The organism is Enterococcus sp. DIV1208 (assembly GCF_050530455.1).
Lineage (GTDB): Bacteria > Bacillota > Bacilli > Lactobacillales > Enterococcaceae > Enterococcus_B > Enterococcus_B hirae.
The window spans coordinates 1245932-1258348 of sequence record NZ_CP172887.1; the positions used below are offsets into that span (position 1 = coordinate 1245932).

Below are 12417 nucleotides of genomic sequence, written 5' to 3' on the forward strand. Positions count from 1 at the left end.
ATTTATTAAAGGGTTTTTCCTTTTGTTTTTTTAAAATAAAAGTTAGAATAAAGAAAATGAATAGAGGAGTGTTTTTATGAGCAAACGAGTGATTATTTTGAATTTCCCTGTAGAGAGTCAAGCTTACCAAGCATTTTCTGAAATCAAACGATTACACGCTTCTCGTGCCATCAAGGGTGAACAAATGGCAGTGATTAGTCACGATCCTAATGGAACGCATCAATTCAAAATAGAGGATTTTTTGGATTTTACTGGAAACAATAAATCTTCAAAAGGTGGTTTAATCGGAATGTTAGTCGGTGTCTTGGGAGGCCCACTAGGGATTCTTTTAGGCTGGTTTGCTGGCGGGATGATCGGTGCTACGCAGGATGCCAAGGAAATCCAAGATGCTCAGACAGTTTTTGATTTTGTGGGCAATAAAATTGGCGAAGGAGCAACCGGTTTGATTTTGATTGCTGAAGAAGAAGATAATCGTCCTTTGAACCAATTAGTCATGATGGATTTAGGTGGCGAAATTACTCGCTTAGATTATGAAGAGGTCGAAGAAGACGTCCACGCTGCCAAAGAAGTCGAAAAACAAACACAAGAAACGGCACGGAAATCGTGGAAAGACAAACATCCTCAATAAAGAAACGAACAGAATAAAGAAAGAGAAACGCGTGAAAAAGGCGTTTTTCTTTTTTTAGTACCAATAAAAATGCAATTATTTAGGAAGCAATACGGACTTTCGGTTGATTATCCGACACATTTCCCATAAAATTAATAGTGAGTTTAAAGAAAGTCAGGTAGATTATGGAATTACAATTTTTAGGAACTGGTGCAGGGGTACCTGCCAAACATCGAAACGTTACCAGTATTGCATTAAAACTTTTGGATGAAAGAAATGAAGTCTGGTTATTTGACTGTGGTGAAGGAACGCAAATGCAAATCTTACGTACCAACATTCGTCCAAGAAAGATTGAAAAGATATTTATTACTCACTTACATGGTGACCATATCTTTGGGTTGCCAGGCTTGTTAAGCAGTCGTTCATTCCAAGGGGGAGATACGCCCCTGGAAATCTACGGACCAAAAGGAATCGAAACATTTGTCAAAACTTCGTTAGCTGTTTCGCAAACACGTTTAGGCTATCCGTTGAAATTCATCGAGTTAGTTGAAGATCAGCCGATTTTTCAAGATCAGCATTTTTCTGTCTATACTAAAAAATTAGATCATGGAATTGCCAGCTATGGCTTTCGGGTTGTGGAACATGACCATAAAGGAGAGCTTCAAGTTGAAAAATTACAAGAACTGAATATTCCGGCTGGACCAATATATGGAAAGTTGAAAAAAGGAGAATCTGTTCAATTACCTGATGGAAGGGTTGTGGATGGGAAGCAGTTTGTGGGACCAGACAAAAAAGGGCGGATCGTTACGATTTTAGGTGATACGAGGAAGACAGCAAATTCAGTCGTGTTGGCCCAAGACTGTGATGTTTTGGTTCATGAAAGTACGTTTAACAAAAATGAAGCCAAGCTGGCAAAGAACTACTTCCATTCGACGACTTATCAAGCGGCTGAAGTAGCTAAAGAAGCAGCAGCGAAAAGTTTGTTATTAACCCATATCAGTGCGCGCTATTTAGGAAAAGCTGCGCAAGAGCTAGAAGAAGAGGCACGTGAGGTCTTTGCAAATACAAGGATCATGAAAGATTTTGATACTGTCGATATTCCATTTCGTGAGGAGGAAAAGAATGAATTTAGAAAATAAAGTTGTCTTAGTTACCGGTAGTTCTGGTGGATTGGGCGCTCAAATCTGTTATGAAGCTGCAAAAAAAGGTGCTATCGTCATTGCTTGTGCTCGACGCAGCCAATTGATTGATGAGGTTAAAGCAGAATGTCAGAGATTAAGCGGAAAGGAAGCCTATGCTTTTCCAGTAGATGTGAGTGATCCTGACAGCGTCGATCGGCTCTATGAACAAGTGATGCAAACAGTCGGACGTGTAGATGTGTTAGTCAATAATGCCGGCTTTGGCATTTTTGAAGATTTTTTAACTTTCGATTTAGGAAAAGCTTACGATATGTTTGAAGTAAATGTACTAGGTATGATGGTCTTAACCCAAAAATTTGCGATTGATATGGCTGAAAGAAGGCAAGGACATATCATCAATATCGCTTCAATGGCTGGGAAAATGGCGACGGCGAAATCAACGATCTATTCAGCAACAAAATTTGCTGTCTTAGGCTTTTCTAATGCCTTACGATTAGAATTAAGACCACTTGGAGTGGCAGTCACTACGGTGAATCCAGGACCGGTTGCTACTGAATTTTTTGATAAAGCTGATCCTACCGGCAGTTATTTAGAAAAAGTTAGTCAACTTGTTTTAGAACCGGAGAAACTAGCAAAAACAATTGTACGAACAATGGAACATCCAAAGCGTGAAGTGAATCGTCCTGTCCTTCTTGAAATAGCGGCTAAATTTTACACTCTCTTTCCGACTATTGGCGACTACCTCGCAAGTGGGATTTTTAATAAAAAGTAGGTGAAAGAGTATGAAAAAACAAAGTAGTGTGATTATTGGATTTTTGCTTGTCTTGATTATTGTCGTATTTGCTGTATTAAACAACAGAAATGTTCCTGTTAACTTTGGGATTGCTTCATTTTCTGCACCATTGATTTTAGTTATCATTGGTTCGGCGATTATTGGTGCATTGATTGTTTTTGTTACTGCATCAACCACTTTATGGCAACAGAAAAAACAAATCAAACAATTAAAGCAGGAACTATCAGATTATCAAGAGAATCTTGATAAGAAAATTGCTGAAGCAAAGGAAGAACAACAACGAACATTCCGAAATGAACGAGCAGAATTAGAAGCTGCTTATCAGGCAGAATTACAAGCAACGAAAAAACAACTACAACAAGCACAGTCGTCAACATCTGATACGCAGAAAATTTCAGCAAAGCAAAGCTATAATTATTTTGACTAAAGTTTCATGAACGAGACCAAAATAAAAGATGGCAGGAACCATTGTCATATTTGGCTGAGAAGTTAAAGGCTGAGTTTCGGGTTTGTCAAATGGTCTTCAAAAAGTGAGTAACGACTTTTTGAAGACCATTTTAATGTGTTTGTGGCTATCTTTCTTCTTTTTTTTAAGCTTTTCGTTTGCTATAATAACTAGGTTAGGGGTGAGCAAGTGAGACAAGCAATTTATGATTGGCAATTAAGTGAATCAGAACCGACTGAAATGTTTCTTCAAAGTATAAAGCAAGAGAATCTATCGCCTTTTATTGGCAAATTACTTTGGCAACGAGGCTATCGTGATGTAGAGAAAGTAAAAGAATTTTTGAATCCCAAACATCAAGAATTGCATGATCCTTACTTAATGCATGACATGGATAAAGCCATCAGTCGAATCCAAGAAGCGGTGATCAATGGTGAAAAAATAGTCGTTTATGGTGACTACGATGCAGATGGGATTACAAGTACGACAGTGATGAAAGAAACATTGGAGCTACTCGGCGCCAATGTCGAAACATTTTTACCCAATCGTTTTATCCATGGCTATGGACCAAACAAAGCCGTTTATCAAGAAAAAATTGATGCAGGTGCGCAATTGATCATTACAGTGGACAATGGTGTGGCTGGTCACGATGCCGTAGCTTATGCGCAACAAGCAGGTGTTGATGTAATCATCACAGATCACCATGAAATGCCCAGTGAATTACCTGAAGCCTACGCTATCGTGCATCCACGACATCCACAAGGGGATTATCCGTTTCCTGATCTAGCAGGTGTCGGAGTAGCTTTTAAAGTGGCAACAGCATTATTAGAAGAACCTCCTTCTGAATTTTTAGATTTAGTGGCGATTGGAACGATTGCAGACTTGGTATCAATGACAGGCGAAAATCGCACACTTGTTGCTTTAGGGTTAGATACGATCAAAGAAACCGAACGGATCGGTTTACAAGCTTTATTTAATGAAAGTGGCGTCTCTATGAAAGAAGCAGATGAAACGACCATCGGCTTTTCAATTGCCCCTCGGCTCAACGCGATTGGCCGAATGGGTGATCCTAATCCAGCTGTCGAGATGCTAGCTACCTTTGATGAGGAAGCGGCACTCACGTATGCCAAAAAACTCAACACGATCAATGAAGAAAGAAAAGCAGTCGTTGAAAAAATTACCCAAGAAGCATTGGAAATGATTGATGAAACGAATCAGATCCACCTTCTTGCCCATCCTGGGTGGCATGAGGGAGTGTTGGGGATCGTAGCTGGTAAGCTGATGAATGCCACTGGTAAACCGACGATCGTCTTAACGATCAAAGAAGATGGTACAGCGAAAGGATCTGGCCGAAGTGTCGAAGCCCTGAATCTATATGAAATGTTAGATGCGATGCGTGACTTATTTACTTTCTTTGGAGGACACCATGCTGCTGTAGGGTTAACGATGCCTAGTGATAATCTTCAAGAATTACAAAAACGAATGAATCAGTATGTTTCCGAACAAAAAATTGATTTGACAAAAGGCGCAGCTTTACCGATCGACGAAGTCCTTACACCCAAAGATGTAACCATTGAATTGCTTAATGAATTAAAGTTACTTGCACCATATGGTACAGACAATGCGGTACCTCACTTTCTGTTTCGCCAAATCTTGGCTGAAAATGTGAAAAGAATTGGTACGAGTCAGCAACATTTGAAGTTAACATTGATGGAAGAAGCTAGTCCGTTAGATGCGGTAGCATTTGGTTTTGGCGACCAAGAAGCTGAGCTGTTAAATAATCCAGTGGATATCGTTGGGAAATTAGCTATCAATGAATGGAACGGTCGGAAAAAACCGCAATTGCTGGTATCAGACTTTGTTGTTGATGGATTTCAAATTTTTGATTGGCGTTCAAAGAGATACCGTCAGTTAACGAAAGTTGATCCACAAACATTGTATCTTGCGTTTGATCGCTCTTCTTTAAAAGAAATCTCTGGACTGGCTACAGACAATGTCCACGTGTTCGAAAGTGGGGAACATATCAAGCAGTTGATCCACGATAATTCATATCATTCCTTGCTGGTAGTTGATTGTCCAAATGATTTAGAAATATTAAAAGAAATCCTTGCCTTTGGTTCTTTCGATCGAATGTACTTATTAGGGATTTCTTATGAAGAAGCTTATTTGAATGGAGTTGGTTCAAGAGAACAATATGCCAAATTGTTCAAACTGATCCATACACAAGAAAAAATAGATATTCGCTATAAATTAGGCTCAATTGCTCAATATCTAAAAATACCACAAAAATTATTAATTTTTATGATTCAGGTGTTTTTTGAATTGAAATTTGTTACAATAGAAGATGGCGTTTTGCAAAAGATCGCTAATCCCAAAAGTCATCCGTTGACTGATAGCGTACGTTATCAGCAACGAATAAAAAAAATCAAAGTAGAGGAATTCTTATTGTTAAGTGATATTCCCTCTATTAAAAAAAGGTTAACAACCTAGGAGGAGACAAATAGTGGATTTAAAAAAATATATTGCAAGTATTCCTGATTATCCAGCAAAAGGAATTATTTTTCGTGACATCTCGCCCCTTATGGCTGATGGAGATGCCTACAGAGAAGCAACGAAACAGATCGTAGATTATGCGAAAGAAAAAAGAATCGATATGGTTGTAGGACCAGAAGCGCGAGGATTCATCGTTGGCTGTCCTGTAGCTTACGAATTAGGAGTTGGATTTGCACCTGTACGTAAAAAAGGGAAGTTGCCTCGTGAAACGATCGAAGTAACTTACGGACTGGAATACGGTACAGATACATTGACACTCCATAAAGACGCGATCCAACCTGGACAAAGAGTCTTGATTTGTGATGACTTATTGGCTACAGGGGGAACGATCAAAGCAACGATCGAATTAGTAGAAAAATTGGGCGGTGTCGTTGTTGGCTGTGCTTTCTTGATCGAACTAATGGACTTAGATGGTCGTGAAAAAATCGAAGGATATGATATGATCACCTTGATGGAATATTAAACGATTTTTTGCTTAATAAACATTAAAAATAAATGTAAAAAGAAGTGGGACGTTAATCAGATTTTTTCTGACTAATTGTCCCACTCTCTTTTTTGTCAAGCAATCCCAAGTACGCTTGCTCACTATTTTTAGTTTGTGCAGGTGTATTTGTAAAAGTAGTCAATTGTTTTTTGATGGGGGGGAACAATCGACTACTTTTTTGTGCATGAGCCGTTTTCTGACTCTTACATATGTGTTTTTTTATTTCGTTATTCAGGATTCTTTATGGGTCAAGATCAAGAGTGTCTCGATCGATAATAGGAGTCTGGATAAAAAGTGTCATCATGAATCCGACGCCGTTCAGACTGACGGTATTTCTTTTCATCCCACAACATAAACCATAAAGCAAACAACGGAACAAAGATCAACAATGCTGTACGCATACCAAAATTACCAATAATAATGCCTAAAAATAATACCATTAATACTAAGCCAAGACGTCTCATTGATTTCATGATTTCTCACCTCATTATTTTATGCGAACAAAAGTTCGTATAATTAGTATACGAACTTTTGTTCGTTTTGTAAAGAGGGAAGAACAAAAAAGATCGAAATCTATGTGTGTAATACTCAGAATTTTTTTAAACCAGCACAGGTCATTTGCTTATTTACCGTATTCAAAGCAGTTAGCTGTATTTGATCTAAATCATGCCGCAGATCATGGTAGGTAAATGACGATTGTAGTGGTACCAAATGAAAAAAATCGAAATGGAAATACGACAAAGATCGACAAAAAAGTAGGAGATCGGTGCATTTTATTTAAGGAGTGAGGAAAGCACAAGAGAAAAAACTCAGGCCGTTTATGGACACTTAATCATCGTTTATCCATCTTAATGCCCATTAAAGAACCCGAGACACTTTGCCCCGGGTTTTTCAGTCTTTATTGATAGATATAGCAGTTACTGCAAATAAATGAGTATGCGAGTAAGACCTTCACTTAAGTCTAGTAAAAAAAATCGTCTTTAATAGATATGACTGCGGTAGAGCCCAACGACTCGACCTAAAATAGAGACTTGATCTAAAATGATCGGTTCAAGAAGATCGTTTTCCGGTTGTAAACGAAAATGATTTTTTTCTTTATAGAATCGTTTACAAGTCGCTTCATCTTCGGCGGTCATTGCAATCACGATATCCCCGTTTTGGGCAGTTTCTTGTTTACGGACAATTACATTATCTCCGTCTAAAATTCCTGCATTGATCATACTTTCTCCGCGGATCGTCAACATGAACAAGCTTCCATCTTCAGAAGAAAGGTTAGGAGGGATCGGAAAGAAATCGGACGCATCTTCAACTGCTAAAATCGGTTCACCTGCAGTGACCACACCAAGCACTGGAATCGTGGAAGGTTTTACCCCTATTTTGGCTAATCCTTGTTTTGTTAATTCGATTGCACGTGGTTTCGTAGGGTCACGTTGAATAAATCCTTTTTTTTCCAATCGTGCAAGATGACCGTGAACTGTGGAGGTAGAAGAAAGCTGAACCGCTTCTCCGATCTCCCGAACAGTTGGTGGGTAGCCTTTTTGGGAAACTTGCTCGTGGATATATCGTAAGACTTCGATTTGTCTGGTTTCGGTTTGTCGGGCCACAGAGTACACCTTCTTTCAATTAATAATTAAATAGTACCACATAAAACTACTTCTTTCAAACAAATGTTCGTATTTAAAATATTTTATACTAGTTGTTTTTTTCGTGATTTTTATATAATATGAAGTAGAGTAAAAAGGAGGACTTGCTATGTTATCACCGGAAAAAATTACCCGCATCAACGAACTGGCCCAAAAAAAGAAAACAGAAGGCTTAACAGCTGACGAAGAAAAAGAACAATTGGCGTTAAGAGAAGAGTATCTGTCTGCTTTTCGTTCTGGGATGCGACACCATATCGAAGGGATGAAAATCGTTGATCCAGAAGGTAACGATGTCACTCCAGAAAAATTGAAAGAAATCCAACGTGAAAAAGGCTTACATCGTCGAGGAAATAAGTTTCAGTAATAATTACTAAAAAACATTGCTTTTTCTAGACGTATCTAATAAAATTAGTAAGTAAGAAATAAAGGTAAAAAAAACCTAAATTAATAGGAGGGGTTATTTTGTTCGACAAAATCGACCAACTTGGCGTTAACACGATCCGTACATTAAGTATTGAAGCAGTTCAAAAGGCAAATTCTGGACACCCAGGGTTACCAATGGGGGCAGCCCCAATGGCATATGCACTCTGGACGAAACATTTGAAAGTGAACCCAACGACTTCAAAAAATTGGGTTGACCGTGACCGTTTTGTCTTATCCGCAGGACATGGTTCGGCAATGTTATACAGCTTACTACATTTATCAGGTTATCAAGTCACAATCGATGACTTAAAACAATTCCGTCAATGGGATTCAAAAACACCTGGACATCCAGAGGTCAATCATACTGACGGAGTAGAAGCAACAACTGGACCGTTAGGACAAGGAATCGCTATGGCTGTAGGTATGGCAATGGCAGAAGCTCACTTGGCAGCAACATATAACAGAGAAAACTTCAAAGTGGTAGATCACTATACTTATTCTCTTTGTGGCGACGGCGACTTGATGGAAGGCGTTTCGCAAGAAGCAAGTTCAATGGCTGCTCACATGAAATTAGGTAAATTGATCGTATTGTATGATTCAAATGATATTTCATTAGATGGTCCTACTTCAAAAGCTTTCACTGAAAATGTAGGAGCTCGTTATGAAGCTTATGGCTGGCAACATATTTTGGTTAAAGATGGGAATGATTTGGAAGCCATCAATCAAGCGATCGAAGAAGCAAAAGCTGAAACTGAAAAACCAACATTGATCGAAGTCAAAACAGTGATCGGCTACGGAGCTCCTAAAGAAGGAACTTCTGCTGTCCATGGGGCACCAATTGGCGATGATGGAATTAAAATGGCTAAAGGAGTGTATGGTTGGGAGTATCCTGATTTCACAGTTCCAGAAGAAGTAGCTGAAAGATTCCACCAAACAATGGTTGAAGAAGGGCAAAAAGCTGAAAATGAATGGAAAGAAATGTTTGAAAACTATAAACATGCTTATCCAGAATTAGCTCAACAATTTGAAGATGCGTTTGCTGGAAAACTTCCAGCTGACTGGGATGCTGAATTACCTTCTTATGAAGTAGGCGAAAGTCAAGCTAGCCGGGTTTCAAGCAAAGAAGTGATTCAAGAGTTATCAAAAGCAATCCCAAGTTTCTGGGGCGGATCAGCGGACTTATCAGGTTCGAATAATACGATGGTCACTGCGGACAAAGACTTTACTCCAGAACATTATGAAGGTCGTAATATTTGGTTTGGCGTTCGTGAGTTTGCGATGGCAGCTGCGATGAACGGTATCCAGCTTCATGGCGGAACTCGTATCTATGGCGGTACATTCTTTGTTTTCGTTGATTACTTACGTCCAGCAGTCCGTTTAGCAGCTATTCAAAATACACCGGTCATCTACGTGTTGACACATGATTCAGTGGCGGTTGGTGAAGATGGACCAACACATGAGCCAATCGAACAATTAGCGTCTGTAAGATGTATGCCAGGTGTTCACGTGATTCGTCCAGCCGATGGGAATGAAACACGCGCTGCTTGGAAAGTAGCAATGGAATCGACTGATACACCAACGATCTTGGTTTTAAGTCGTCAAAATCTTTCAGTTCTGCCATCAACGAAAGAAGTGGCAGACGAAATGGTGAAAAAAGGAGCTTATGTACTATCACCAGCTCAAGGAGAAACACCAGAAGGTATCTTGATCGCGACTGGTTCTGAAGTGGATCTAGCAGTCAAAGCACAAAAAGAATTGGCAGCAGCTGGAAAAGATGTTTCAGTCGTTTCAATGCCAAGTTTCGATTTATTTGAAAAACAATCTGCAGAATACAAAGAAAGCGTCTTACCAAAAGCCGTAACAAAACGAGTAGCTATTGAAGCAGCAGCTTCATTTGGTTGGGAACGCTATGTTGGGACAGAAGGAACAACTATCACGATCGATCATTTTGGTGCTTCTGCTCCAGGAAATAAAATTCTTGAAGAATTTGGTTTCACTGTGGAAAATGTTGTAGCAACTTTCAACCAATTATAAAATGAGTTAAAGAAGTTTTACGACAAACGTTTAAGAACATCTGAAAAAAGGAGACTATTTTCAGATGTTCTTTTTTTTGTAGTAGAAAATTAGAATAATGATTCGTGTTTAATATTACTTAATGTTTCTTTAACATTACGTTCGTGTTACAAAAAGAAAAATAGTAAAGATTGATTTGAGTTTCCCATAAATTAAAAGTATAATTTAATTAATTAAGATTGTTTAAAGATGGAAACTTTATCAAGAGTTTTTTATTTTTTTGAGGAGGAATTCGAATGCAAGAGCTGAAAACCCGCAGTGCCCGACACCAAAAGAATAAAAGAACCATGGTGATCAATAAAAAAGCGATTGCTCCTTTGATGGGGACAACTCTTTTAGTGGGGCCAATGATGGTTACAGCAGCACCGCAAAATGTACGAGCAGATGAGCAGGTCACACAAACGACTGCAGATCCACAAGCTTTCATCAATCAAATCGGTTGGGCAGCTTCTGAAGTGGCTGCAAACAATGATTTATATGCATCGGTCATGATTGCCCAAGCTTTATTAGAAAGTGCTTATGGCACATCTAGCCTGGCAAGTGCGCCAAACTATAATTTATTCGGAGTTAAAGGAAGTTATAGTGGTCAAGTCGTTTATATGGCTACAAAGGAATATCTTAATGGACAATGGGTCACGATGAATGAACCTTTCCGTAAATATTCTTCTTATTGGGAATCTCTGCAAGATCATGCCAACGTTTTGCGTTCAACTAGTTTTTCAATTGGAGACTATCATTATGCTGGTGTCTGGAAAAGTAATACCACGAGTTTTTACGATGCGACAGCATATCTAACTGGTCGTTATGCAACAGATCCGGGTTACGGAGCAAAATTGAACTCATTGATTAATACGTATAATTTAACCCGATTTGATACGCCTTCGTCCGGTACAACAACGACAACGACAAGTACAAGTACTACAACCACGACTACTACGTCAACTACCTCTTCAACAAGCGGCAGCCAGACTTATAAAGTGGTTTCAGGTGATACTTTGTGGGATATCGCACAGAAATTTGGTTTGTCAGTTGATGACTTAATGGCTAAAAATGGGATGACGATGTCTAACTATTCCTTATTAGTCGGACAAGAAATAAACGTTTAGTTAAATTAAGAGATAAAAACGGGAAAGGCTCTTCGCAGCTTTCCTGTTTTTTTACGTTGAAAAGGCGAATTATTCGCCAGAAGTTTCTTAGTTGTATTATCATTGAATAGAAGAAAATATTAAGGAGGAACTTAAAATGACACAAATTTATCATTCGATTACAGAATTGATTGGTCAGACACCGATCGTTAAGCTTAATCATTTGGTTCCAGAAGATTCAGCGGAAGTTTATGTGAAATTGGAATTTTTTAATCCTGGTGGTAGCGTAAAAGACCGGATTGCATTAAGTATGATTGAAAAAGCAGAACGGGATGGCCTTCTTAAGCCAGGAGACACAATCATCGAACCGACTTCAGGAAATACAGGGATCGGATTAGCCATGGTTGGGGTAGCTAAAGGGTATAAAGTGATCATCGTGATGCCAGAAACGATGAGTATCGAACGACGCTTATTGATGAAAGGTTATGGTGCTGAATTACTGCTCACGCCAGGTAAGGATGGAATCAGTGGCTCAATCAAAGAAGCGAAACGTTTAGCAGCGGAAAATGACTACTTCTTGCCACTTCAGTTTGAAAATCCAGCAAATCCTTCTATCCATGAGAAAACAACTGGACATGAGATTCAAGAGGCGTTTGGTGTGAATGGGTTAGATGCTTTTGTAGCAGGGATTGGCACTGGAGGAACGATTTCTGGTGCTGGTAAAGAGTTGAAGCGAGTCTATCCAGCAATTGAAATCATTGGAGTTGAACCAGCCGAATCAGCGATTTTAGAAGGGAAAGAAGCAGGACCACATAAAATTCAAGGAATTGGGACAGGGTTTGTGCCAGATACTTTGGATACGAGCGTCTATGATCGGGTAGTTTCTGTAACAGGGGATCAAGCGTTAGCCACTGCTAGAGAAGTTGGAAAAAAAGAAGGAATCTTAGTAGGCATTTCATCAGGCGCAGCGATTGCTGCTGCTTTGGCAGAAGCGAAAGTGTTAGGTAAAGGGAAAAAAGTCTTAGCGGTTGTCCCAGATAACGGAGAACGTTATTTGTCAACAGCGCTTTATCAAGAAATGTAAAGAATTCTTACCACAACATTTAGACGTAATTAAGGAGATTTTTTCCTTAATTGCGTCTTTTTTCGCAATATTATGATTAATTTGAAATTTC

12 protein-coding genes are annotated in these 12417 nt (G+C 39.0%); 10 read left to right on the forward strand and 2 right to left on the reverse strand.

Annotation, left to right across the window (positions count from 1 at the left end; genetic code table 11):
* The first annotated feature begins 76 nt into the window (after positions 1 to 76).
* The 6 genes from IGK91_RS05760 (at position 77) to IGK91_RS05785 (ending at position 5997) form a co-directional block, all read left to right on the forward strand.
* A complete protein-coding gene (locus IGK91_RS05760; RefSeq protein ID WP_010737501.1) occupies positions 77 to 628 on the forward strand; it encodes a hypothetical protein in 552 nt (183 codons plus the stop codon).
* A gap of 164 nt (positions 629 to 792) precedes the next feature.
* Complete coding sequence (gene rnz / locus IGK91_RS05765; RefSeq protein ID WP_010737502.1) at positions 793 to 1746, forward strand: ribonuclease Z; 954 nt, start codon at positions 793 to 795, stop codon at positions 1744 to 1746.
* A complete protein-coding gene (locus IGK91_RS05770; RefSeq protein ID WP_010737503.1) occupies positions 1730 to 2518 on the forward strand; it encodes an SDR family NAD(P)-dependent oxidoreductase in 789 nt (262 codons plus the stop codon). Before rnz ends, IGK91_RS05770 begins: the two co-directional genes overlap by 17 nt.
* A 10-nt stretch (positions 2519 to 2528) precedes the next feature.
* The gene (locus tag IGK91_RS05775; protein ID WP_010719263.1) at positions 2529 to 2966 is read left to right on the forward strand and encodes a LapA family protein; all 438 of its coding nucleotides are present in this window, start codon (positions 2529 to 2531) and stop codon (positions 2964 to 2966) included.
* A 207-nt stretch (positions 2967 to 3173) separates the two neighbouring features.
* Positions 3174 to 5471, forward strand: coding sequence for a single-stranded-DNA-specific exonuclease RecJ (gene recJ, locus IGK91_RS05780; protein ID WP_181934253.1), 2298 nt, complete (start codon positions 3174 to 3176; stop codon positions 5469 to 5471).
* A 13-nt stretch (positions 5472 to 5484) separates the two neighbouring features.
* Positions 5485 to 5997: an adenine phosphoribosyltransferase gene (locus tag IGK91_RS05785; RefSeq protein ID WP_010719261.1), complete on the forward strand. Its 513-nt coding sequence runs from the start codon at positions 5485 to 5487 to the stop codon at positions 5995 to 5997.
* A 275-nt stretch (positions 5998 to 6272) separates the two neighbouring features.
* Here the strand turns inward: IGK91_RS05785 and IGK91_RS05790 are convergent, their stop codons facing one another.
* Together IGK91_RS05790 and lexA are read right to left on the reverse strand one after the other, a co-directional pair.
* Positions 6273 to 6491 (reverse strand): hypothetical protein, encoded by a 219-nt coding sequence (locus IGK91_RS05790; protein WP_010719260.1) that lies wholly within the window; start codon positions 6489 to 6491, stop codon positions 6273 to 6275.
* Positions 6492 to 6998: 507 nt separating this feature from the next.
* Positions 6999 to 7622, reverse strand: coding sequence for a transcriptional repressor LexA (gene lexA / locus IGK91_RS05795; RefSeq protein WP_010719259.1), 624 nt, complete (start codon positions 7620 to 7622; stop codon positions 6999 to 7001).
* A 148-nt stretch (positions 7623 to 7770) separates the two neighbouring features.
* Here lexA and IGK91_RS05800 point away from each other — a divergent pair, with 148 nt between their 5' ends.
* The 4 genes from IGK91_RS05800 to cysK all read left to right on the forward strand — a co-directional run bounded on the left by IGK91_RS05800 (position 7771) and on the right by cysK (position 12326).
* Positions 7771 to 8025, forward strand: a complete 255-nt coding sequence (locus IGK91_RS05800) for a DUF896 family protein (protein WP_010719258.1) — start codon at positions 7771 to 7773, stop codon at positions 8023 to 8025.
* 98 nt (positions 8026 to 8123) lie between these two features.
* Positions 8124 to 10118: a transketolase gene (gene tkt / locus IGK91_RS05805; protein WP_081122805.1), complete on the forward strand. Its 1995-nt coding sequence runs from the start codon at positions 8124 to 8126 to the stop codon at positions 10116 to 10118.
* Between the two features lie 275 nt (positions 10119 to 10393).
* Positions 10394 to 11263: a glucosaminidase domain-containing protein gene (locus IGK91_RS05810; protein WP_034866634.1), complete on the forward strand. Its 870-nt coding sequence runs from the start codon at positions 10394 to 10396 to the stop codon at positions 11261 to 11263.
* Between the two features lie 136 nt (positions 11264 to 11399).
* Positions 11400 to 12326, forward strand: a complete 927-nt coding sequence (cysK, locus tag IGK91_RS05815; protein WP_010719255.1) for a cysteine synthase A — start codon at positions 11400 to 11402, stop codon at positions 12324 to 12326.
* Positions 12327 to 12417 lie beyond the last annotated feature (91 nt).